A 23,542-nucleotide genomic window follows, 5' to 3' on the forward strand; every position below is an offset into this window, starting at 1 on the left:
TTAGAAATTAGCATTTAGTCCTACAATGTAAGTTCTAGGTAACGGATAAAACCCGAAATCTATACCACTACCAATTGGCGCTCCACTTGAAGCAGTTGGATCGTAGCCTGTGTAATCTGTGAATGTGTATACGTTATCTATCTTTCCGTATATTCTTAGCTGCTTGAGTCCAATTTTTTGAAGCAGGTTTTCTTCGAAGGTGTAGCCTAAAGCAATAGTTTGAATTCTAGCAAAAGAACCATCTTCTACAAAGAAGTCTGAGAAAACCTTGTTAGCGGTAGCCGAAGTTGTAGCTCTAGGCACAGTACTGCTTGTTCCTGGACCTGTCCAACGGTCTAGACGATATCCTAATTGATTCACATTAGGCTGATCACGTTCATAGTTTCTAACTATATCGTTTCCAAGGTTTCCGAATACATACGTATTCATGTCGAAGTTTTTATAGTTCAAACTTAAGTTGAAACCAAATGTAAAATCTGGAATTGGGTTACCCACTTTAACTCGGTCATCTGCATTTATTACTCCATCGCCATTGCTATCTACATATCGAATATCTCCGGGTTGTGCGGTTGCTCCTAAACCTGCTTGAGATGGATGTGCATCAACTTCTGCTTGGCTTTGGAAAATACCATCAGTACGCAAACCGTAAAAATACCCTATTGGCTGGCCAACTTCCATTCTTGATGGCAATGGTTGACCTACACCAAATGCTCCACCTTCAACAAAATCTGCTCCACGAATAGATAAAACTTCATTTTGTATGGTGGCAATATTAAAGCCTGCACCAAAAGAAAAGTCGTCTGTTATATTATCTGAATAATTCAATTCAAACTCTAAACCTTGATTTCTTACTTTTCCAGCATTTATAGTTGGTGATGATGCTCCAGGTGCGGATGAACCAAAAATACCTGAAACTGGAATATTTGAAATTAATAATTTGTCTGTATCATTTCTGTAATAATCAAAAGTAAAGTTCACTTTATTATTGAATAATCTCAAGTCTAGACCAAAGTCTGTTTTAACAGCTTCTTCCCATTGCGCATTTGGATTAGGAATTGGCCCCTGAGCAATACCATTTACTAAACCATCTTCTCCATTAGCATAAGTAGCTTGACCAGTTAATAAGGATAAATATAGAAAATCTCCTATTCTATCATTACCCATAATTCCATAACTAGCTCTAAGTTTTAGAAAATCAATATTGTCTGATTGTGGAAAGAAGTTTTCATCTGAAATAATCCACCCTGAAGTGATAGATGGGAAATATCCAACTCTGTTATTCGGTCCAAAACGCGTAGAGCTATCTCTTCTTAACATTGCTGAAAACAAATACTTATCGTCTAAAGTGTACTCTAATCTTCCAAAATAAGAAAGTCTTCTCACATCGTATGCATAAGAACCTGCCGTATTATTCTCTCCAGCTCCTGTTGCAGTTCCAATGTCAGCAAAATCGAAAGAATTTGATGGCACGCCTGTTCTAGAGCCAAAAAGTCCTTCGCCAAAAGATTTATAAACCGTCATACCTAGTAAAAAAGTTACATCATGTATATCTTCAAATGTATTTGAGTAGGTATTGAATAAATCGAAAGTATAATCGTTGTTTATAATTTTATTTTGATTAACTAAATTGTCTTCTAAGCGGTTAAATACTTTTCCGGGACCATAATTAAAAACGGGTATGAATTCTCTAAATTCTGTTCCATTTCTATTAAAACCCAGTCTAGCTTGTATATTTAAATTGTCTGCATAATCGTATGTTGCCTGCACTGTTCCGCTCAAGCGATTATTTACACTTTCGTTGTATGTATTTCTAATTTGAGTTATGGGGTTTACTACTTCATTACCCAAATCAATTTCACCATCTAAATTATCTACTCCAGCTCCAATGGTTGGCGCCATGTTTATGGCATTAAATAAAACTGAACCCAAACCAAAGGTGTTTAATCCTTTGCTTTCCTGATTTGTGTAGAATAATTTTGTTTTAAAATTCAGTTTGTCATTTAAATCTGTATCAATAGATAAAGATGCTGTTTTACGTACAAAACTCGACTTATCACCACCAACAATACCGTCTTGATCAAGTAGTGATCCGCTAAAGCTGTAAGATGTCTTTTCTGAACCACCTCGAATGGATAAGTTATGGTTCATAATTGGAGCAACTTCAAATATCTCATCTTGCCAATCTGTACCACGACCTAAACCTGATAAATTTTGAATTGGTGATGTTTGACCTGAGTTTGCATAACTTTCGTTAAGTAATAATGCATATTCAGTAGCATTTAATAAAGGAAGTTCACGGGTTGTTTCTTGAAAACCATAATAGGTTTGGTATTCAAATTTTGCACTTTGATTGCGTTTTCCTGATTTTGTGGTTACTAAAATAACCCCATTTGAAGCAATAGTACCATAAATTGCAGCTTGTGCATCTTTTAGCACAGTAATATTTTCAATATCCTGTGGGTTAATTGAATTTAAACCACCATCATACTGAAAACCGTCTAAAATAATCAATGGGCTTGCGTCTCCATTTGTAGCTACACCACGTATACGGATATTCGCTTCTGCACCAGGAGAACCCCCTTGTGGAGTTACATTTACACCGGCCGCAGTACCTTGTAAAGATTGAGCGGCATTAATGGGATCTAACTTTTTAATATCAGCTGCACCTACTTTAGAAACAGAACCTGAGATATTCCGTTTAGAAGACTGCCCATAACCAATTACAACCACATCTTCTAGTGCTTCAGTATCTGGCTGAAGAACAACTTCAAAAGTGGTTTTACCATCTATCGGTATTTTCTGGGTTACAAAACCCAAGTAAGACACTACTAAAGTACCATCTGAAGGAACTCCAGTAAGTGTAAAAACACCATCAAAATCTGTAGATGCACCTTTCTCGGTGCCCTCTACTTGTACATTAGCATCTGGAAGTGGAATCTGGCTACCTCCATCTATAACAGTACCACTGATATCTATGGTTTGAGCAGACATACTTAAACTCATGATGCAAAAAACAATGAATAAATAATTTTTGAGCATAATTATTACGATTTTAAGTAAAAGTAGATTACTTTGTTATTATAATATCAATTAACAGTAATACAAAAAATCTACAACGTGATAGTTATTATAAAAAAAGACCGTGTATAGTTTTTAAGTGTTTGTTTATTAATGTTTTAATACAAAAATAACCTTAAAATTATTTTTAAATAAAAATTTTTTCCTTTAACGATGTAGTACTGATGTATAGTTTTTAGCCTGTTAAATGTTAAATTATATCTCCAAAATGTAATTGGTTAAACTTGCTTCTCGTGGTAAATCCATTTTTTTACGCAAACGATAGCGTTTAACTTCTACGCTTCTTGTTGAAATATTAAACAAAGGAGCTATTTCTTTAGATGTAAGGTTTAATCTTAGGTATGCACAAAGACGTAAATCGTTTGGAGTTAATGAAGGATGTTTAGATTTAATTTTCTTCAGGAAATCTTTATCTGCATTATTAAAGGCTTCTTCAAAGAAACTCCAATCGTCTGAATTATTAAGGTTTTTATTAATAGTTTTTAAAACCTTTTCAAGTTTCTGATCTTTAACATTTACTTGTTTCAAGTCTGTTTTAATGGCAGCTAAAAACTCATTTTTCTTAATTAAACTCATCGTAGATATGGCTAATTCACGATTTTTATTTTCAATATCTTGTTTGAGTTTATCGTTATTGATTCGCATTATTTTTCTTTGAGCTTCAAGTTCTTTAAGCTCTAATTCTTGATTCGCCTTTTCTTGTAGCTTTTTTTTCTGTTGCTTATAGTATTGTTTATATACAAAGTGAACAATAAGAATTATAATTAATAATATCAAAGCATAAAAACCAATCATTTCATTGGTTAGATAAGCTGGCTTTTGAATAGTGAAAGCATAGCTAATAGTTTCGCTAACATTATCTTTCCCTATTCTAGAGCGGACTTTAAAAGTGTAATCTCCGTAAGGTAAATTTTTGAAACTTATATTGCTATTGGTTGACCAATTGCTCCAATTATTATAATTTTCAAGCTTATACTGGTATTCATTTTTAAAAATGGAATTGTAATTATACGTGGTGAAATGAAAGTCTAGGTAATTTTTTGATTTTTTAAAGGTTCTTGGTTCCTCATCAACCGATTCAATATTTTCATTGTCTTTAGATTTCGAAAAAATATCTGTAAAAAACACTTCTGGTTTGGGTCGCTCAAAACTATTTAGTTTCAATTTTAAATAACCATTGCTACTACCTAGTAAGTATGTGTTTGGTCCTACTAGGCTAACATTTTCGTATCCTGAAATCTGGTGTCTGCTGTCGTGATTTATGGGAATATTATCTAAAATATACTTATCTTTTAAAGAACTTGGAGAAAGAATAGCAATATCTGATTTAGAAAAAGCCCACACTTTTCCATCAGAAGTCTTTACCAGCCTTCCTGATGTATATTCGTTATTTTCATAAATACTGGATAGTGTACTGTCTTTTTGAAATTTTTCTTTGGTGGTATTATATGCGTAAATTCCTTTTTTATAAGCGTATAAGACCTTATCTTGGTAGGTAATAATTGATGAAAAAAGACCTTTTGGCACCGATACATCTTTTTCAAAAGAAAGCACTTCAGTCAGGCTATCGTTTAACTGAAGCTTGTAAATACCTTTGTATTCATGATTTACCAAAATGCTGTTTTGATCTAAAAACTCAAAATATTTTGTTGAAATATTAAATCCCTTAATCTTATTTTGATAAAGCCATTCTTCATTTACCTTTTTATACAAATGCAATCCATTGTAATTTCCTGAAACAATGGTATTTTCATCTATAGCTTTAAATAACCAAGTTCCCTGCATTTTTTTGTTTAAAAGCTTTGCCTGATTATTATTGATAACAAAAGTGCCTAAGTTGTGACCACAGAATAGGCTATTTTCAAATTCGAATAAAGACCAGACTTGTCCCTTTGTTCCTTCAATAAATTTGAATGTTCCGCTTTCTTTATCTTGGAAAAACAAGCCTTGGTTTGTTCCTAAATAAATTGTGTCTTTATGGTTTATAGAAGCATAAACAGTTCCTAAATCACCATTTCCATCATTGAATATTTTTATGTTAGATGCAACATTAACAGAGTTAATACCATTGTCTAAACCAAGCCAAATATTTTGTTCTGTATCTTCAAATAAGCTTAAAACGGTGTTATTACTTAAAGTGTTTTGTTGGTTTAAATGAAATTGGATTTCTCCTTCAGAAAGTTTCATTAAGCCATGAGAAATGGTACCCAAGTAAATGTCTCCGTTGTCTACTTGTATACTATTGTAAACCGATAAATTCGGCCAAGTTTCTAAAAAGTTTTTAGGCAGGTAATTATCATTGGTTTCCAGGTTAATTATGCCATTAAATTGGGTTTGTACATAAAGCTCATTCTGTAACTTGTACATATTAACAACTAAACTATTTTTGAAAAAATCAGTTGTATTTACAGGTACTTCTTCTCCGTTAACAAGTTTAAAAATCCCTTCGTTTATTTTATGATAATACAGCAAATTATCTATAATCATCATTTTACTAATTCCTTGTTCTGAAGAAATTACATCAAACGTATTTGAAGTTGAGTCGTATAAATAAATAGCATCTAAAGATTGAAAAACAATGTATTGGTCAATTTTATCTATCTTCCAAAATTGTTCATCTTCAATTAACTCTAAATCTTCAGATAAAGAAGAATATTCATATTGGTTATTCGCTTTCTTTTCCCAATACCCAAATTCCATATAAGCACCGCTATAAACTCTATTGTTTTCAGCAAAAACCGAACGTAGAATGGTTTTATTTGGAGAACTGTATAAGTCCCATTTTTCTCCGTCAAATTTTAAAAGTCCTTTGCTGTTTGCAAAAAAAATGTCTTTATCCTGCGTTTGAGTAATCGACCAATTTTGATTATCTGCTCCATAAATTTCTGTTGAATATTTAGAAACAGGTGGTAATTCTTGTGCAAAAAGACCTTGAATACTACAGATGAAAATTACTAAACATAAAAATATAATAGTAGTAAAGTAAAATGTTTTAAAGTTGTCTTTCATTCTCACTTGGTTATAAAATAATGCAATTTATTAGATTATTTTAATTGTTAAGTGAATATAGTAATAAAAAAGGAAAACAAATACGAGACTGAAAAGGATATAATGTATCCTAATTAATTTCTCCAAAAATTTGTTTCAAAAATTATTGAAATAGATGAGCTCTCTATTAGTTTTTAAAGGCAAAAGTTCAAAAAAAGCAGTTGTTTAAACTGGCTTTTTATTGGTGTTCTTGTACAATATTGAAGCTTTTACATATAATACATTGAAATTGCATTGCCATCTTGGTTTAATTTTATAAAGTAATTGCCTGAAGGACTAAAAAATACATTTTCTTTCCTTTTGAATTCAATATCTTCAAGAATTTCAAAAGACGAAGCATCTATTCTAGTGAAGCGCTTTTTCTCCACCAACCAAATTTCATCTCCGATTCGGTAGTCTCTAATTTTGCTGAAATCCTCGAAATTTTGATTAACATTTCCAGCATCATCTACAATTGAAACTCATTGGGTTTCAAAAAATCTTTACTTGGATTTCTATTCAAAGCCAAAATGTAATATCTATTCAACTTTAAAATAAGACTAAAAGAATTTGAATAATTTTTCAACTTGATATGCTCTTATTGAATAGTTGAAAAAATTGAACAAAAGTTGAATAATCACTTCACAAAAAAACCTTAAAATAGCATATTGTTACTTTATTGGTATATTTTTTGTTTTATCGACAATTAAATCTTAAAAACAATTGATATGAAACCAAAAACATTTCTTGGAATTGCACTATCTGCAATTCTTGTAACAAGTTGTGCCGTAATTAGGCCGGGAGAAGTTGGCGTAAAGCAACGTTTAGGAAAATTAAACGATAAAGTAGTAGACCAAGGTATTCGATTTTTTAATCCATTTACAACCACTTATGTAAAAGTTCCTATCCGAACCACGAATATTGAACAAGTTTTGTTGTTACCTTCTAAAGAAGGACTTACCATTACCGCAGAAGTTTCGGTATTGTACAATTTAGAGCGCGACCAAGTCCCTAAAATAATTAGCGATATTGGCAAAGATTATGAACGTAATGTCTTAATAAATACCTTACGCTCATCGGCTGCTAATATTTCAGCAGAGTATTTTGCAAAAGACATGCACAGTTTAAAACGAAACGAGATTGAGCGTTCTATACAAGATAAAATGAATAGAGTTTTAGGCGAAAAAGGATTTGAAATACAAACGGTTTTAATGAAGAGCATCAACTTACCTCAACGCTTATCTTCTGCTATAGAAGACAAATTGAGAGCAGAGCAACAATTTCAAGAAATGGAATTCATTGTACAACGTGAAATCAAAGAAGCCGATAGAAAACGAGCCGAAGCAGAAGGTATTCGCGACGCACAGGCCATTATAAACGAAGGCTTAAGTCCTTTATTGATACAATACCAATCCATTGAAGCATTTAGAGAATTGAGCCAATCCAATAACGCTAAAGTGATTATCACCGATGGAAAATCACCTATTATGGTGGGAGAGTAAGCATCAACCTTCATCTATTTTAGAAAGCCCGACTTTAGGTTGGGCTTTCTTGATTAGGGTCTACTGAAAAACACAAATTATTTGACTTATAAATGCTTGTGAAGACATAAGGTTTTTAAAGTGCAAGCTTTTGTGAAGAAAAATTAAGAATACTTTGCACTTGAATCTATAAATATAAAGCTGAGATTTGTTAGCCAGAAATAAATCAACTTCTTCGTTACAGCAAAGTTGCTGTACTATAGTACTATCCACCTTGCTGTGCCTAGAATTTAATTCATTTCTGACTTTTTCAGCAGACCCTAATTAATCGAAATACAAAAAGGCATCTTCCAAGTGTTCAATGCGCGTACCCATTTTGTTTTTGATAATCGCCACCACATCAAAACGAACTTCTACATCCAAATCACACTCGTTTACATAGTGGTCAACGGCTTTTACTAGGCGTTTAATTTGTTGTGGTTTTAAAAAATCTTGCGGGTCGCCAAACTCGGGCGTGCTTCTGGTTTTTACTTCTACGGCAACTAAAGTATCTCCTTTTAAAGCTATAATGTCTACTTCCGCTTTCAAAAATCGATAGTTGTTTTCTAAAATCTGATAGCCTTTTTTCAATAAAAAGTTAGTGGCTAAATCTTCTCCTTTTTTGCCCAATTCGTTGTGTTCTGCCATAGCTGAAGTTTTTAAAATTGAATTTCACTTTTGTCTTTATCCACTTTCAGGTGAATGGTTTTCCCTAACGGAAGCGCTAAATTTTCAAATTGATGCCCAAAAGGTGCGCCATAAGCAACCGGAATAGCTAAGTGGCCAACATATTCCTGAATAATTTGTTCTGCGGTTGAACCAAAAGGAATTTCGTTATCATTCATTTCCGTCATTCCACCAATGATGATGCCTGATAAATTGGAGAAAAGACCATTTCGTTTTAAATTTTGCATCATTCTATCGATGTGGTACAAGTATTCATCCAAATCTTCAAAGAGTAAAATTACCTTTTTTTGCTGCGGAAAACTTTTTGAACCGCAAAGCGAATACAATACCGATAAATTTCCACCAATTAAGGGAGCAGCAACTTCCCCAGTAACATTATACGAATGATTTCGGAAAGTATACACCTGTTGCTCTCCAAACAAAACTCCGCGTAAAGTGGAAGCACTTGCATTCGATTTACTCGCAATCCCAACTGGCATTTGCGCATGTAAACTCGCGATACCAAGATTTTGTAAATGCGCATGAATAGCAGTTACATCCGAATAGCCAACAATCCATTTTGGTTGATGTTGCAAAGGAGAAAAATCGATTAAATCTAAAATTCGTACACTTCCATAACCGCCTTTGGCACACCAAATGGCTTTTATTTTTGGGTTGTTAATTTGCTTTTGAAAATCGGCTGCTCGTTCTGCATCCGTTCCCGCCAACTGATTGTTTGACAAGCCAATGCTACTTCCAATTTCCACTTGCAAACCCCAACTTTCTGCCAATTGTATCGCATCTTGTAAATCGTTTAAATTTACTTTTCTTGCCGTTGCTACAATGGCAATGCAGTCTCCTTTTTTTAGGTTGGGTGGTGTTTTCATTGGTTAGTCAATTTATTATTGTTTCCTGCCAAGTTGTTTTATTTGAGTGTTGCTAATCAGAGAATTTATCTGTTGAATTGCATTGTCATTCTGTTGTTTCAATCTTTCGCTCTTTTTCATTTTCGGATCAGCACAAAATCTACCATCAACTTATAAGCTGTTCTAGCAATTCCTCCCATATTCTGTTATGCGGTTTGCAGTAAATTAATTCCAGATAATTCTTGTCCAATTTGGTGAATTCCGCTAAGTATTTTCTCGGTTTGTTTCGGTGATGGTTTTTTAGTCCCAGAAACATATTGAGAAAGCAAGGTAGCGTTCATTCCGATTTTCTCAGCAAGGAATTTTGAATTTATTACTTTATAATATTTGAAGAATTGTTTAAAGTCAATTTCAAATCGAATATCATTCGCATCTACTTTTACCTTTTTATCTTCAAAGTAAAATTCAGTCGCTTCATATGCACTATTAATCAATTCAGGAATTGATTTTCCTGTTGTAAAAATTGGATAATCTACTGCATATGCAGAAAAACCTGTTTCAATTTTCTCAACAGTCATTATAATTTTCTTATTTACCATTATCTTATAATTTAATTTTAGCGTCTTTAAGTATTTTCTTTTCCAATCCTTTACCCATTTCTTGGCTTCCATGATTCGGAAATATAATTATCCCTTTTTTTGTTTCGTGATGCACCCGCCTGACGGACGGGCAGGTTTTCACATGTGAACCTTTTTGAGAAACTGGATACCAACCGTCTTTAGTCAAAATCTTATAAAGTTTGGAACATTTCATTGAGTTTCTCTTTTCAAATATAATTCAAAAGTAAATTATTATTTACTTTTAGGCAAGTGATTTTATTTTGAAAACCGATTTTTTCAGTATTTGCTACAACTAATAATTTATATAAAAACAAATATAGAATTTTCGTAATAAATTCTTTTTCTGGGTTTTATGTACGAGTTGAAATTCGAATTATGTTTTATATGAAGATTATTTTTAAAAATGAATACACATTTCACTAATTGACATAAGTTTATCCTTACTTCTGAAGCTTTTGGTTAGTTTTGCAGTTGCGCAAGGGAAAGTAGCGGTTACCCTGCAAAAATGTGCTGTAGTTTTTAAGCTTTTTGTGGGCGACTTTAGAAGCCCGGCAAAAAGCTATAAAAACAAGGCGCATTTTGAAGCGTAAAAGCGAATTGCCCGACCCCGATTATTCATCGGGGTTGCGCCCAAAACAATAAACTATGTACATATATAATGTAACCATCAATATTCAGGAAGGGGTTGAACAACAATGGCTAGATTGGATGCAAAAAGAGCATATTCCAGCCATGTTGAATACTGGGAAATTTACCAAAGCTTTACTTTCTCGGGTGAATGTAGAAGAACCCATGGGCGGCGTAACCTATTCGGTGCAGTATACCACGCGAAACAAAGCCACCTTGGATGCCTACTACCAAGAAGATGCAGCCGAATTGCGCAAGCAGAGCAAGGTTTTTGAAGGAAAGTTTGTGGCTTTTAGAACGGAATTGGAAATCATAGACGAGCAGCATGAGTAAGAAATATCATAAAACAGAAGTATCTGGTGAAAATGTACGTGCCAAAAAACATTTGGGACAGCATTTTTTGAAGGATTTGGCCATTGCTCAAAACATCGCGGATACACTTACCGAAAAATCCTACGAAACCGTGTTGGAAATCGGTCCAGGAATGGGTGTGCTTACGCAATTTTTGATTGGCAAATACAAGCGCGTAATTGCTGTGGATGTAGACCGCGAATCGATTGCATATTTGAATACTACTTTTAAAGAAACCCACGAAGCAGAAATTACATCTGAGAATTTTGAAGTGAAGGAAGCCGACTTTTTAAAAATGGATGTACTTACAGAATTGGGCGATGGGCAATTTGCTATTATTGGGAATTATCCGTACAATATTTCGTCGCAAATTGTTTTTAAAATGCTAGAGTTGCGGAATTTTGTCCCTGAATTTTCAGGCATGTTTCAAAAGGAAGTGGCGCAACGCATTTGTGCGGGTCCAGGCTCCAAAGTATATGGAATTTTGTCGGTTTTGAGTCAAGCTTACTACGAAGCGGAATATTTGTTCACGGTACAACCAGGCGCTTTTAATCCACCACCTAAAGTGGAAAGCGGGGTGTTACGTTTGAAGCGAAAAGCCAATTTTAGCTTAGATTGCGATGAAAAACAGTTTAAAGATGTGGTAAAAACCGCCTTTAACCAACGTAGAAAAACCTTGCGGAATAGCTTAAAAAAATTCGATTTATCAGTTGAATTGAAAGAAGATGCTATCTTTGCGCAACGTCCAGAGCAGCTTTCAGTAAGCGAATTTGTTAGCTTAACGCAAAAAATTGAAGCCGATGCCATTTCAACTCACTAAAGAATTAATCGAGAAGATTGAGTTTTTGATTGAAGAACAAAACAATCAAGAACTGCTTTTGCATTTTGAAGATTTGCACCACGCGGATATTGCAGAAATTCTGGATGAGCTCAATTTAGACGAAGCTACTTACATCATCAAATTGTTGGACAGCGACAAGACCGCGGAAGTCTTGATGGAACTGGACGAAAACGATCGGGAGAAAATTCTGAACAACCTTAATGCGAAGGAAATTGCCAATGAAATTCGTGAAATGGACACGGATGATGCGGCCGATATCATTTCAGAATTAACCGAAGAAGTAAAAGAGCAGGTAATCAACAACCTGCAAGATGAGCAACTTGCCAAAGACATTAAAGAACTTTTACGCTATGATGAAGATTCCGCAGGTGGTTTAATGGCGAAAGAACTGATTAAAGTAAACGAAAATTGGAGCATTACCGGCTGCATGGCAGAGATGCGTGCACAAGCTGAAAATGTTACCCGCGTACATTCTATTTATGTGGTAGATAATAAGGGCAAATTAAAAGGAAGACTTTCCTTAAAAGATTTGATTACCGCACCCAGCAATGCCCATATTGAAGATGTGTATATTGACAAGGTAGACTTTGTAAATGTACATACAGAAGCAGAGGAAGTAGCTAGAGTAATGCAAAAATACGATTTGGAAGCCATTCCTGTAGTGGATGAAATGAATCGATTAGTAGGAAGAATTACCATTGATGATATTTTGGATTTTGTACGGGAAGAAGCCGATAAAGATTACCAAATGGCGGCAGGTATTTCGGAAGATATCGATACCAGTGCTTCTATTCCACAAATGATTCGAGCGCGTTTACCTTGGTTAATTTTAGCCTTACTCGGTGGTTTTGTAGCTGTGAAAGTAGCCGGTACTTTTGAGTCTGCAATGGATCAATTTGGCGTTTTGTTCTTTTTTATTCCTTTGATTGCTGCCATGGCGGGAAACGTAGGCGTACAATCTTCTGCCATTATTGTACAAGGTTTAGCCAATGGAACCTTGAGCGGTTCAGTTTTTCAGCGACTTTTTAAAGAATTAGGCTTGAGTTTACTCAACGGAATTATTTTAGCGATTATCTTGTTTTTGAGTTCGCATTTTTTATTGGGACATCCTTACATTATCGGGCTTACGGTTTCGCTTTCTTTGATCAGTGTGATTTTAATTGCTTCGTTTATCGGGACAGTAGTTCCCATTGTTTTAGATCGCTACAAAATTGACCCTGCTTTAGCCACTGGTCCGTTTATTACTACAAGCAATGATATTTTTGGCTTGCTTATTTTCTTTACGATTGCTAAGTTTATTCTGGGGTTTTAAATTCGAGGTTCATAAATATGCACCTAAGCGATAAAAATAAAATCACCAAATATTTATTTTGAAAGTAAATAATTTTAAAATATAAATATTTGTAGGTTTTAAATATCTAGCAATAAAGTATTATTGTTCTCTAATTTAAATCATAAAAGATGCAGCGATTTATACTTTTATTGAGCTTTTTATTTTTAATTTCTTTTTATTCATGTGGAACAGCTTATGAAATTGCTTTTGTAAAAACACAAAATGGTTCTAAAAAGCCAGTTCTTATGAAACAGGATAAGGAATATTTATTGGTCAAAGAAAGTAAGAATGAAGAACCAAAAAAAATTTATTATTCAGATATTGATTATGTAGAAAAGAGAATCAGTCAGAATGATGTAGTAAAATTTAAATCTTTTAAAGTTAAAGGAACAAAAGAATATTTACTTTTAGAAGAAGAAATAGTTGGTCCAGTTAGTCTTTACATAAACACATGGACAGTGAACCATAATGCTATGGGGCAAAATATAGGAATGTATCAGCAAACCTTAGTTGCCCATTATGTAAAGCGTGAACAAGATGATGAAGTGATTTTATTATCTTCAGATCACTTTGCAGATAATAGTTTAAAAGTAAAAGGACCAAGTTTCTTTAATGATTGTCCTGATTTAGTAAGTAAAAATTGAAAATAAAGAATTCAAAAAGAGACACATTTACGAAATAGTGGAATATTATAATGAAACATGTGACATAGAAAAATCTTAATTTCAAACTATGCGAAGTTTAAAACTTCGCACATAAACTACTAAAAAACAAAAATCTGTAGATATAAACTTCAAAAAAAAGCCTTGCTGGATGAAGTTTGAAATTTCACTTTTATAGTGTAGTTAGCCCATGTCGCGGATTTGAAATCCACGCTAACTTGTTAATATGTTTGCTTCAGATTAAAAAAAACACTGGATTTGAAAAACAAACTACAAATCCGAAGTTGCAAACTTCGGAGAGCTAATATGATAGTATTTCAAAAACCTACCCCATCCAATTTTTAAAGCTTACTTCTTTAGCAATAATAGCATTGAGTTCTTCAATTTTTACTCGCTTTTGCTCCATGGTGTCGCGGTGTCTGATGGTCACGCAACCATCTTCTTTGGTTTCGTGGTCAACGGTAATGCAAAAAGGTGTTCCCGCTGCATCTTGACGGCGGTAACGTCTTCCAACTGCATCTTTCTCATCATAAGTTACATTGAAATCCCACTTTAATTGATCTACAATTTCATGGGCAATTTCAGGTAAACCATCTCTTTTTAATAAAGGAAAAACCGCCGCTTTAACTGGTGCTAAAATAGAAGGAATTTTGAGTACTGTTCTGCTTGAACCATCTTCCAACTCTTCATCTTGTAGTGCCGTTGCAAAAACCGCTAAGAACATTCTGTCTAATCCTATGGATGTTTCAATTACGTACGGAACATAGTTTTTGTTGAGTTCAGGATCGAAAAATTGAAGCTTTTTACCCGACATTTTTTCATGGGCTTTCAAGTCGAAATCCGTTCTAGAATGTATTCCTTCCAGTTCTTTGAAACCAAATGGGAAGTTGAATTCAATATCGGTTGCTGCGTTCGCGTAATGTGCTAATTTTTCATGATCGTGAAAACGGTAGTTTTCTTCCCCAAGTCCAAGAGACTGATGCCACTTTTGGCGTTGTTCTTTCCAGTATTCAAACCATTTGAGTTCATCGCCTGGTCGAACAAAATATTGCATTTCCATTTGTTCAAATTCCCGTTGGCGGAAAATGAATTGTCGGGCAACAATTTCATTACGAAAAGCTTTTCCTATTTGAGCTATACCAAAAGGAATTTTCATTCTTCCTGTTTTTTGCACATTAGCAAAATTCACGAAAATACCTTGTGCGGTTTCTGGACGCAAATACAAATCTGAAGCAGAATCGGCTGAAGCGCCAAGCTTAGTGCCAAACATCAAATTAAATTGCTTTACGTCTGTCCATTTCCTAGAACCACTTTCAGGGCAAGCAATTTCCAATTCTTCAATTAAGCTTTTTACATCGGCAAGGTTTTCAGCATCCAAAGATTTGGCCATACGTTGCATGATTTCTTTTTGCTGGCTGCGGTATTTCACCACTCTAGGATGCGTATTTACAAATTGCTCTTCGTCAAAATCATCGCCAAAACGTTTTTTAGCTTTGGTGATTTCCTTCTGCGCTTTCTGCTCCAACTTTTCGCAATAGTCTTCAATTAACACATCTGCTCGATAGCGTTTTTTGGAATCTTTGTTATCGATTAATGGGTCGTTAAATGCATCTACGTGACCTGAAGCCTTCCAAGTTTTAGGATGCATCAAAATAGCTGCATCTAAGCCTACAATTTCTTCATGGAGTTGCACCATGCTTTTCCACCAATAGGTTTTGATGTTATTTTTGAGTTCTGCTCCATTTTGTCCGTAGTCGTAAACAGCACTTAAGCCATCGTAGATTTCACTTGAAGAGAAAATATACCCATACTCTTTTGCATGAGCAATTACTTGTTTGAATTTGTCTTGATTGTTTGCCATGGCGCAAAAGTATAAAAATGAAGTTTTAAAAACGCCATATAAAAAGCTGTTTTACTAAAAATTAAGGCATAATTTTGAGCTATGATGTTAAAGTTAGACTTATTTATAAAAAATAAAGCTTTAAATTTTGCATTTCATAGAATACAGTATATTTGCCGTATGAAAAAATTATTTCTAATCCTACTCGCTTTGAGTTTAGTAGGTTGCGCAACCCGAAAAGAAATTGCCTACTACCAAGATATTGATGATAAAGAGTTTTCTCCTTTACCAGAAATTAATTCACATCAAAAAATTCAAGTTAACGATATTCTCAATATTAAACTTACTTCACTAAATCCTGAGTCTGTCGCACCTTTTTCTTTTGAAAGTGGAGAAGGAAGAATGCAGATGCAACAAATTCAAGCCATGCGTTTAACAGGCTATATTGTAGATGCAGAAGGTTATATTGAATATCCTCAAATAGGGAAAATTTACTTAAAAGGTAAAACCACAACTGAAGCCCAAGATATTATTAAAGAAGCTGTAAAAGATGAAGTAAAGAATCCAAACATAAAAGTTACTTTATTAAATTATAAATTTACCGTTCAAGGTGAAGTTAGAATGCCGGGAACCTACGAAATTATTGAAGAAAACATTACACTACCACAAGCGCTTGGCATGGCCGGAGATTTAACTATAAATGGAAGAAGGGACAATGTAACTATTATTAGACACGATGGAGACGAACGCGTGGTTAAACGAATTGATTTAACACAAACTGACTGGATGGATACCCCGTTTTATTACGTAAAACAAAACGACATTATTTACGTTGAACCGAATGATCCTCGAGTTAAATCTGCTGGATTCATAGGAAATGTTGGAACGGTTATTTCAGTTTTCTCGATTATTCTAAGTACCGTTGTAATTTTAAGTCGCTAACCTCATGATGGAAAATCAATCACAAAATACACAACAGCTTGAAAGGAATGATGCAGAAGACATCAAAAAAATATTGATTAAATATCTACGCTACTGGCCTGTATTTATTTTGTCAGCCATTATTTTTATTACTTCGGCTTTTATTTATTTACGCTACACACCAAATGTTTACCAGACCAATGCAAAAATAAAGGTTTTAAAAGACCAAGGCGGAATTGATATGACTGGCTTTCAGGGTTCTTCCCCTTTAATAGACCTAAGTAAAGTAAATTTAGATAACGAAGCTGAAATTTTAAAATCAAGAAGATTAGCTGAAAATGTTATTCAAAATTTAGGCCTACAAACAGCTTTTTACAGTCAAGGAACTATAAAATCCTTTTTAATTTGGGACGAAGAAACTCCTTTTGAAATAATATGGAATTTAGATACAAATAAAAGTACGCCTCAATTTGAACTAACCATCTTAAATGATACTGAGTTTAAAATATTTGAACCTGAATCTGATTTTAAAGGAACTTTTCAGTTTGGTGATTTAATTGAGTTTGAAGATTACAGCTTTAGAGTGCTAACTAAAGAAAATAGAGATTTAGAAGAAACTTCAAAAGAAAAATTATTCAAATTTAGTCACACAGGATTAGATCGAGCAGTATCAGCCCTTTCGGCTAAAGTTAACGTAGAAAATGTAGGCGAACGTAGTGAAATTTTGAGAGTTAGTATGAATGGCGAAAACAAAAATCGAAACGAAGCCATTATCAATAATCTCATATTTCAGTTTAACAAAGATGGTGTAGACGATAACCGAAAAATTGCAGAGCAAACTGAAGACTTTGCTTTAGAAAGATTAGAGTTTTTATATGAAGAATTAGATACAGTTGAGACCAATTTAGTCGACTTTAAAAAAGGAAGTAATATTGTTACTATTGAAGCTACAGCTACAGAACTATTTACTAAAAACACTGAAGCTGAAGCTGAAGCATTTAGAGTGGAGAATCAACTCTTACTAGTTGAAGCACTTAAAGAACGTTTAGATAAAATGAACGATTTTGAGCTTCTTCCTGCTAATTTTGGGTTGGATGATGGTGAGTTAAATGCTGGGCTTGAAAAATACAATGACTTAGTTTTAAAACGCCAGCGTATTTTAGTTTCTTCAACAGAGCAATCCATGGTTATTCAGGAAATAAATAAAACCTTGCTTAACCTAAAACAAAGTATACTTCGTTCTATTGATGCTTACCAAACTGGACTAGAAATTTCTAAAAGAAGAATAGACCGAAAAGAAAGTGAAACTCGTTCTAACATAAATGTACTTCCAGAAAAAGAAAAAAGAATTAGAGAAATTACAAGGCAACAACTTGTAAAAGAACGCCTTTACGTTTTCTTGCTTCAAAAAAGAGAAGAAGCAGCTTTGTCTTCTGCAGTTATGTCTGATATTGCAAAAGTAGTAGATTACGCATACACAAACCCAACTCCAGTTAGTCCAAAATCTCAGATAGTACTGCTTGGTAGTTTTCTATTATCTCTCATTTTACCCTTTGGTGTTTTGTACATTAAATTCTTGCTAAACACAAAAATTAATGACAAAGATGAAATTAAATCTTTTCTGCCAAATATTCCTATCGCAGGAGAAATTCCACTACTCAATAAAAATCAAGAGAATTTAATTCGTAAAAACTCGACAGATTCATTAGCTGAATCCTTTAGAATTTTAAGAACTAATTTGAATTTCATGGGGCTAAACAATGAAGGCTCCAAAGTTATTTTTGTAACTTCTACAATGAAGGGAGAAGGAAAAACATTTGCTTCGGTTAATCTCGCTGCTACCATAAGCACCACTAGGTCTAAATGTTTATTAATTGGAGCAGATTTAAGAAACCCTCAAATCCATAGCTTCCTAAATGTCAACAAAAACCGTGCTGGATTAAGTAAATATTTATACGATGAAAACACAACTATAGAAGAATTAATTATACACAAGCCTCTAAAAGATTTTAATTTAGATGTGGTATTATCTGGTGATATTCCTCCAAACCCTTCCGAACTTTTAGTTGGAAATCGTTTTGAAGAATTCATTAAAGAAGTAGAAAAAGAATACGATTACATTATTGTTGATACTGCACCAACAATTCTTGTAACCGATACTTTGCTTATTTCAAAATATGCAGATATAACTTTGTATACTATTAGAGCTAACTATACCGATATACAGCTATTAGAACATTTAAAAGAAATTAGCGACAGTAAAAAGTTACTCAACATTGGGATTATTTTTAATGGTGTGCAAAACTCCGGTGCTTATGCATATAATTATGGATATGGTTATGGCTACCAAACAGATACAATGGCTAAGCGAAATCGGCTTAAATTCTGGCAGTAACTAAAGTAAATTCATCTTGATTTACATTTTTTTTATATTAGTAGGTTAAAATATAGTAAATGGATTTTGATGTAATGGTAATCGACGATGATAAAATGGTCTTGTTCATCCAAGAAAAAATGATGCAAATGAGTGGCTTCTCTGATGTGTCATTAAAATTTGAAGATGCATCCAAAGCCTTAGACTATTTCAAAAGCAACAATACCTTGAAAGATGAAGTAGTTATTTTTCTAGATATAAATATGCCTTATATCAGTGGCTGGGAATTTCTAGACGAAATTGGTGAAAATAAACCATCTCAAAACGTACATGTAATTGTTGTAACTTCATCTATAGATTTACGAGATAAGGAAAACGCTTTTGAATATAAAAGCGTTGTAGATTATTTAGTAAAGCCCGTTACAAAAGATAACCTAATAGCATTAAAATCTAATAAACACTTAAAACATCTGTTTAAAAAGTAAGTTTGGAACGATAATTGGTTTATTACTTAGATTAAAATAAATTCAAACAACATGAGACCATTACTGTTTTTAGTTTTAAGCTCAATTTTCTTATTTTCTTGTGGTGAAAAATCTAAGAATCAAAAAACAAGCTCTGCTAGCGATTCTTCTGGAAATTTAAACTCTATAAATATCGTCATTGAAAATGAAGATTGGAATGGAATGATTGGTGAAAAACTCAGAAAAATATTTGCTGCTAATGTAGACGGTTTACCTCAGCAAGAACCGCTTTTTAACATCAATCAAATACCTCCAAATGCATTTACTGGTTTTGCAAGAAAAAACAGAACCTTCATAAAAATTGAACTAAATAATTCTCAACCATCACATACTTTTTTAATCGATTCTTTTGCAAAGCCACAAACTGGAATTGTTGTTTCTGGAAAATCAAAAATGGGAATTATTGAGCATTTAGAAGAAAATGGCGATTTGTTTATCAGAAAATTTCAAAAAACAGAAATCAAAGAGCAACTAAGAAGAATTAGCAAGTCGCTAAAAGATGATGCGCCCTTAACTTCCAATTTAGGAGTAAAACTTCAATTTCCGACCGCTTACCGTTATGCGAAAGAAGAAAAAGACTTTGTTTGGATGCGAAAAGACATCAAGCATGGAAGCATGGAACTCACCATTTACGAAGTTCCTATACATGCAATTGAAAACGATAAAGACGTAATTTGCAACGTCATCAACATCAGAGATTCTATTGGAGAACAACACATTCCTGGACCTTCAGAAGGTCAACATATGATTACTGAAGAAGCCTTTGCTCCCTATATTAATGAAATAAAATTTAGAGGCAGAAAAGCTTACGAAATTAAAGGCACTTGGGAAGTAAAAGGTGCTTTTATGGCTGGTCCTTTTTTAACTTATGCTATCAAAGACGAAGCAAATGATCGCTATCTTATGGCTGAAGGTTTTGTATTTAGACCTTCGTATTCCAAACGCGATCAAATCTTCGAAATTGAAGCGATATTGAAATCGCTTCAATTTACCGAAGACTAAAATTTAAATTGATTTTTTAAAATCGAAAAGTAGCTCCTATTAAAAAGTTAATTCCAGCTTGTGGATAATATCCTGCACCTTCAACAGTAGTTACTGTTCCTGGATTAGAAAAATCATCTTCATAAGTGAAAAAGTATCCGTTGGAAACAAATTTTTCATCAAAAATGTTATTGATTAAACCATTGAATAAAATGGATTTGAAGAAACCTACATTTTTTAGTTCATAAACAATATTCAAATCGTTAGTGAAAAAAGCATCTAATTTAGAAACTTCACTATCTATATTACCCATGTATTGTTCGCCAACATATTTGGTAAGCAAACCGATTTGAAATTGCTCAGTAGGATGAAACATCAACATGTTGCCCGCAATAATTTCAGGGGAAAACGAAATGTTTGTGGTTCCTAAATCTACTAACTCACCATCAATTTCAGCAGAAAAGTTTTCATTTTTGTTTCGGCTTAAAGCTAAGTTTGGTCGGGTGCTAAATTTTTTACTGAACTTTATTTCAGCATCAATTTCTAGACCTAATCGGTAGCTTTCGCCAGAAGTTTCTCGTATGGGTGCACCAACATCATCGAGTTGTCCAGTTAAGACCATTTGGTCTTGGTAATCCATATAATACAAATTGGTGTTTACACTTACATTTGGAGTTGCAAAACGCCAACCCAATTCATAATCGTCTAACTTTTCTGCATCGGTAATGCCTTCTTCAAAATCGGTTCTTCTAGGTTCGCGCTGCGCTTTTCCATAAGAAACATACAACTGATTATTTTGGTCTGCTTGAAAAGTTGCTCCTGCTTTGGGGTTGAAGAAATTAAAATCCTGATCGACCAACAAGTTCTCTAAATCTGAAGTAAGCCCTGTGGTTTTGTAATTGATGAATCTTCCTTGCACATCTCCGTAAACACTCCATTGATTATTGATTCGATGTGTAGCTTTGGTAAAAACAGTAACTTCTGTTTTGGTTCCATTTCCACGGTAGTATTCATCTCGTATTTCTGAAAGACCCGCAAACCTAGCCCAAATTACTTCACCAAAATGATCGTTGGTGTAGTAACTGTAGAAACCCCCAGCAGTAATGTCCCAGGCATTGTCGGTATAGTTTACATTTCCGTTTACTACGTAATAATCGTTATCTAGCCAACGTCTGCGAATCAAGTCGGTTTCATCTATGAATACATTTCCAAATTCATTTCCAACAAGTATTGGTCCAATATTGTGAAAAGCCATATCTGCATCTTCTTGGTATTGTTCAAAATAACCGCGACCGTAAGTATAATTCAAGCCCAAATTAGACGACCAATTTTTATCAAATTTCTGATTCCAATGCAATTGGTAGTGGTCTTGTTTGTAATCATCAATTTCATTGTCGTAAAACTGAGTTTCTCCATTTTCGTCAGTGTATTGTCCAGCTGGATTAAAAGTTCTGTCGGTTGCTAAAGTCTCCGCATCAATACCAAACCAAGATTGATAGGTAATGTTATGACCACCGAAAACTACTGCTTTAATCAAGGTATTTTCATCTCGGTATGCACCTTGTAAGAAATAGGATTTTAGATCTGAAAAAGCACGGTCGATGTATCCATCCGACTCAATATTAGATAATCTTCCTGATATTTCAATTTTATCCTGAAGCAAACCTGTACTGAATTTCACATTGTGTCTCCTAGTGTTGAAAGAACCATATGAATTGCCTACTTCTCCATAAGCTTCTTCTGAAATTCCATCAGTCAAAATGTTTAAACTCGCTCCAAAAGCACCTGAGCCGTTAGTTGAAGTTCCTACACCACGTTGTAATTGTAAATTTTCTGTTGAAGATGCAAAGTCGGGTAAATTCACCCAAAACGTACCTTGACTTTCTTGGTCGTTGTACGGAATTCCGTTTAAGGTAACGTTTACTCGGGAAGCATCACTTCCGCGAACGCGAATTCCGGTGTAACCTACTCCATTTCCAGCATCGGAAGTAGAAACTACCGAAGGTAAAAAATTGAGCAAAATGGGGATATCTTGACCCAAATTACGTTCTTTAATTTCTTCTTTTGTAATGTTGGAGTGGGTAATCGGTGAGTCTGCATTTACTCGAACTGCTCTTACCATTACTTCTTCTAAAGATTCCATGGCATCGGCTAAATCAACATTTAGTGTGGTATCTTCCGTTAATTCTAGTTGAACTTCCTTTTTGTTTCCAAATGAAAAAACTAAAATGTGTTTTCCTTTAGAAAGTTCAAGTTGATATTCTCCTTCAGCATTGGTGTAGGTTCCTGTTGAACTTCCTTTGGCATGAACGCTAACATCGGAGAGCGGAACATCTTGGTCAGTAACTTTACCGCTTACTTGGTAAATTTGTGCGTTGGCTTGTACGGCAAATAAAAGTAACAAGCCCAGTTTAAATAAGGTTTTCATTCGTAAATATTTTACGAATAAAAGGGGCCATTATTCTGGTTGTTATTAAAAATTAAAAATCCTGCATACCACGATGATAAACAGGAGTAATACAATCTAAAGCTGCAGCTTTTAGTTTTCCCTTGGCAGCATTATCCGCCCAGGTTCATTGGGTATAATCTCAGTCTAATACCGAAAATCAGTATAAAACACCCCTTATTGAGATTGAGGGTGCAAAAGTAGAGTATATACTTTAAGTTGCAAAAATATTTACAGCAAAGTTTTAGCTTCTGTTTTAATCAAAAACTATAAATTCATAACTAGAAGAATAAGTTCCCGTTATTGGAACATCTTCTACGCCTGAGTTAGAAGTTTCAATAGCCATAATATCTACATCCATGCTAAAGCTATTCTCATCTATTGTTAAACTTATGCCTTCCGATCCTTCTGGAGTTAAAACCATAGGATCTGCATCTGAACTGCTTAAGTCTATTTCTACATTGCTGTAAGCCACGCCTTCTACTGTAAATGCATCAAACTGATAACCAACTGTATAATCTCCACTAACTAAAAATTCTTCACTAGAAGATACTTTAAAATCAAAACTCAAATAGTCACCAGTACTGCCACCGGTAAAAACAGCAGATTCACTATCGAAGCTTACTCCAGGTGGTAAAATTTGCAAACGATAGTAATCAACTCCGCCTTCTGTTTTCTCTAAATTTAAATATGCATTTCCAAATTCTCGATCAGATGAAGAAATATCAAATGTAGTTTCGCTTACATCATCATCCCCACCAGGATGATCGTTGTTTAAATCTGAATCGTCATCGCTACTACAAGCGGCAAAAAGCCCAAAAAATAAAATTAAATAAGAATATTTCTTAATAAGTAACATAATATA

Annotated in this window: 19 protein-coding genes; 9 read left to right on the forward strand and 10 right to left on the reverse strand. The window is 34.0% G+C overall.

Annotation, left to right across the window (positions count from 1 at the left end; all coding sequences use genetic code 11):
- From IEV72_RS10315 to IEV72_RS10325, 3 genes are all read right to left on the reverse strand, one after another.
- Positions 1-3,039 (reverse strand): SusC/RagA family TonB-linked outer membrane protein, encoded by a 3,039-nt coding sequence (locus IEV72_RS10315; protein ID WP_188459034.1) that lies wholly within the window; start codon positions 3,037-3,039, stop codon positions 1-3.
- Between the two features lie 234 nt (positions 3,040-3,273).
- A complete protein-coding gene (locus IEV72_RS10320) occupies positions 3,274-6,087 on the reverse strand; it encodes a helix-turn-helix and ligand-binding sensor domain-containing protein (protein ID WP_188459035.1) in 2,814 nt (937 codons plus the stop codon).
- A 248-nt stretch (positions 6,088-6,335) separates the two neighbouring features.
- Positions 6,336-6,494, reverse strand: a complete 159-nt coding sequence (locus IEV72_RS10325; protein ID WP_188459036.1) for a hypothetical protein — start codon at positions 6,492-6,494, stop codon at positions 6,336-6,338.
- A 339-nt stretch (positions 6,495-6,833) separates the two neighbouring features.
- On the opposite strand from IEV72_RS10325, the gene IEV72_RS10330 reads away from it, so the two are divergent.
- A complete protein-coding gene (locus tag IEV72_RS10330; RefSeq protein WP_188459037.1) occupies positions 6,834-7,607 on the forward strand; it encodes a prohibitin family protein in 774 nt (257 codons plus the stop codon).
- A gap of 303 nt (positions 7,608-7,910) precedes the next feature.
- On the opposite strand, the gene IEV72_RS10335 is transcribed toward IEV72_RS10330, so the two are convergent.
- From IEV72_RS10335 to IEV72_RS10350, 4 genes are all read right to left on the reverse strand, one after another.
- Positions 7,911-8,273 (reverse strand): YraN family protein, encoded by a 363-nt coding sequence (locus IEV72_RS10335; RefSeq protein WP_188459038.1) that lies wholly within the window; start codon positions 8,271-8,273, stop codon positions 7,911-7,913.
- Positions 8,274-8,284: 11 nt separating this feature from the next.
- Positions 8,285-9,178 (reverse strand): S66 peptidase family protein, encoded by an 894-nt coding sequence (locus IEV72_RS10340; RefSeq protein WP_188459039.1) that lies wholly within the window; start codon positions 9,176-9,178, stop codon positions 8,285-8,287.
- Positions 9,179-9,363: 185 nt separating this feature from the next.
- Complete coding sequence (locus tag IEV72_RS10345) at positions 9,364-9,756, reverse strand: helix-turn-helix domain-containing protein (protein ID WP_229731886.1); 393 nt, start codon at positions 9,754-9,756, stop codon at positions 9,364-9,366.
- A gap of 4 nt (positions 9,757-9,760) precedes the next feature.
- Positions 9,761-9,970 carry a type II toxin-antitoxin system HicA family toxin gene (locus tag IEV72_RS10350; RefSeq protein ID WP_188459040.1) on the reverse strand — a complete coding sequence of 70 codons (210 nt, stop codon included), beginning with the start codon at positions 9,968-9,970 and terminating at the stop codon, positions 9,761-9,763.
- Between the two features lie 452 nt (positions 9,971-10,422).
- Here IEV72_RS10350 and IEV72_RS10355 point away from each other — a divergent pair, with 452 nt between their 5' ends.
- The 4 genes from IEV72_RS10355 (at position 10,423) to IEV72_RS10370 (ending at position 13,573) form a co-directional block, all read left to right on the forward strand.
- Positions 10,423-10,737, forward strand: a complete 315-nt coding sequence (locus IEV72_RS10355; protein ID WP_188459041.1) for a DUF4286 family protein — start codon at positions 10,423-10,425, stop codon at positions 10,735-10,737.
- Complete coding sequence (rsmA, locus tag IEV72_RS10360; protein WP_188459042.1) at positions 10,730-11,575, forward strand: 16S rRNA (adenine(1518)-N(6)/adenine(1519)-N(6))-dimethyltransferase RsmA; 846 nt, start codon at positions 10,730-10,732, stop codon at positions 11,573-11,575. Before IEV72_RS10355 ends, rsmA begins: the two co-directional genes overlap by 8 nt.
- A complete protein-coding gene (mgtE, locus tag IEV72_RS10365; RefSeq protein ID WP_188459043.1) occupies positions 11,556-12,908 on the forward strand; it encodes a magnesium transporter in 1,353 nt (450 codons plus the stop codon). The genes rsmA and mgtE overlap by 20 nt, the downstream gene beginning before the upstream one ends.
- A 149-nt stretch (positions 12,909-13,057) precedes the next feature.
- Positions 13,058-13,573 carry a hypothetical protein gene (locus tag IEV72_RS10370; RefSeq protein ID WP_188459044.1) on the forward strand — a complete coding sequence of 172 codons (516 nt, stop codon included), beginning with the start codon at positions 13,058-13,060 and terminating at the stop codon, positions 13,571-13,573.
- A 343-nt stretch (positions 13,574-13,916) separates the two neighbouring features.
- On the opposite strand, the gene IEV72_RS10375 is transcribed toward IEV72_RS10370, so the two are convergent.
- On the reverse strand, positions 13,917-15,452 hold the full coding sequence (locus tag IEV72_RS10375; protein WP_188459045.1) for a glycine--tRNA ligase: 1,536 nt from the start codon (positions 15,450-15,452) through the stop codon (positions 13,917-13,919).
- Between the two features lie 159 nt (positions 15,453-15,611).
- Here IEV72_RS10375 and IEV72_RS10380 point away from each other — a divergent pair, with 159 nt between their 5' ends.
- From IEV72_RS10380 to IEV72_RS10395, 4 genes are read left to right on the forward strand one after another with little or no spacing between them, the layout of a single operon-like run.
- Complete coding sequence (locus tag IEV72_RS10380; RefSeq protein WP_188459046.1) at positions 15,612-16,373, forward strand: polysaccharide biosynthesis/export family protein; 762 nt, start codon at positions 15,612-15,614, stop codon at positions 16,371-16,373.
- 7 nt (positions 16,374-16,380) lie between these two features.
- Positions 16,381-18,747: a GumC family protein gene (locus tag IEV72_RS10385; RefSeq protein ID WP_188459047.1), complete on the forward strand. Its 2,367-nt coding sequence runs from the start codon at positions 16,381-16,383 to the stop codon at positions 18,745-18,747.
- A 59-nt stretch (positions 18,748-18,806) separates the two neighbouring features.
- Positions 18,807-19,211, forward strand: a complete 405-nt coding sequence (locus IEV72_RS10390) for a response regulator (protein WP_188459048.1) — start codon at positions 18,807-18,809, stop codon at positions 19,209-19,211.
- A 51-nt stretch (positions 19,212-19,262) separates the two neighbouring features.
- Positions 19,263-20,252 (forward strand): DUF4837 family protein, encoded by a 990-nt coding sequence (locus IEV72_RS10395; protein ID WP_188459049.1) that lies wholly within the window; start codon positions 19,263-19,265, stop codon positions 20,250-20,252.
- 16 nt (positions 20,253-20,268) lie between these two features.
- Here the strand turns inward: IEV72_RS10395 and IEV72_RS10400 are convergent, their stop codons facing one another.
- Positions 20,269-22,659, reverse strand: a complete 2,391-nt coding sequence (locus tag IEV72_RS10400; RefSeq protein WP_188459050.1) for a TonB-dependent receptor — start codon at positions 22,657-22,659, stop codon at positions 20,269-20,271.
- 274 nt (positions 22,660-22,933) lie between these two features.
- A complete protein-coding gene (locus tag IEV72_RS10405; RefSeq protein ID WP_188459051.1) occupies positions 22,934-23,536 on the reverse strand; it encodes a hypothetical protein in 603 nt (200 codons plus the stop codon).
- Positions 23,537-23,542 lie beyond the last annotated feature (6 nt).

Source organism: Psychroflexus planctonicus (genome assembly GCF_014640195.1).
Lineage (GTDB): Bacteria > Bacteroidota > Bacteroidia > Flavobacteriales > Flavobacteriaceae > Psychroflexus > Psychroflexus planctonicus.

Excerpts from the sequence above, each read along its gene's own strand:
- IEV72_RS10315 (WP_188459034.1), bottom strand. The coding sequence starts at position 3,039 with ATGCTCAAAAATTATTTATTCATTGTTTTTTGCATCATGAGTTTAAGT.
- IEV72_RS10320 (WP_188459035.1), bottom strand. The coding sequence starts at position 6,087 with ATGAAAGACAACTTTAAAACATTTTACTTTACTACTATTATATTTTTA.
- IEV72_RS10330 (WP_188459037.1), top strand. The coding sequence starts at position 6,834 with ATGAAACCAAAAACATTTCTTGGAATTGCACTATCTGCAATTCTTGTA.
- IEV72_RS10335 (WP_188459038.1), bottom strand. The coding sequence starts at position 8,273 with ATGGCAGAACACAACGAATTGGGCAAAAAAGGAGAAGATTTAGCCACT.
- IEV72_RS10340 (WP_188459039.1), bottom strand. The coding sequence starts at position 9,178 with ATGAAAACACCACCCAACCTAAAAAAAGGAGACTGCATTGCCATTGTA.
- IEV72_RS10345 (WP_229731886.1), bottom strand. The coding sequence starts at position 9,756 with ATGGTAAATAAGAAAATTATAATGACTGTTGAGAAAATTGAAACAGGT.
- IEV72_RS10350 (WP_188459040.1), bottom strand. The coding sequence starts at position 9,970 with ATGAAATGTTCCAAACTTTATAAGATTTTGACTAAAGACGGTTGGTAT.
- IEV72_RS10355 (WP_188459041.1), top strand. The coding sequence starts at position 10,423 with ATGTACATATATAATGTAACCATCAATATTCAGGAAGGGGTTGAACAA.
- rsmA (WP_188459042.1), top strand. The coding sequence starts at position 10,730 with ATGAGTAAGAAATATCATAAAACAGAAGTATCTGGTGAAAATGTACGT.
- mgtE (WP_188459043.1), top strand. The coding sequence starts at position 11,556 with ATGCCATTTCAACTCACTAAAGAATTAATCGAGAAGATTGAGTTTTTG.
- IEV72_RS10370 (WP_188459044.1), top strand. The coding sequence starts at position 13,058 with ATGCAGCGATTTATACTTTTATTGAGCTTTTTATTTTTAATTTCTTTT.
- IEV72_RS10375 (WP_188459045.1), bottom strand. The coding sequence starts at position 15,452 with ATGGCAAACAATCAAGACAAATTCAAACAAGTAATTGCTCATGCAAAA.
- IEV72_RS10380 (WP_188459046.1), top strand. The coding sequence starts at position 15,612 with ATGAAAAAATTATTTCTAATCCTACTCGCTTTGAGTTTAGTAGGTTGC.
- IEV72_RS10385 (WP_188459047.1), top strand. The coding sequence starts at position 16,381 with ATGGAAAATCAATCACAAAATACACAACAGCTTGAAAGGAATGATGCA.
- IEV72_RS10390 (WP_188459048.1), top strand. The coding sequence starts at position 18,807 with ATGGATTTTGATGTAATGGTAATCGACGATGATAAAATGGTCTTGTTC.
- IEV72_RS10395 (WP_188459049.1), top strand. The coding sequence starts at position 19,263 with ATGAGACCATTACTGTTTTTAGTTTTAAGCTCAATTTTCTTATTTTCT.
- IEV72_RS10400 (WP_188459050.1), bottom strand. The coding sequence starts at position 22,659 with ATGAAAACCTTATTTAAACTGGGCTTGTTACTTTTATTTGCCGTACAA.
- IEV72_RS10405 (WP_188459051.1), bottom strand. The coding sequence starts at position 23,536 with ATGTTACTTATTAAGAAATATTCTTATTTAATTTTATTTTTTGGGCTT.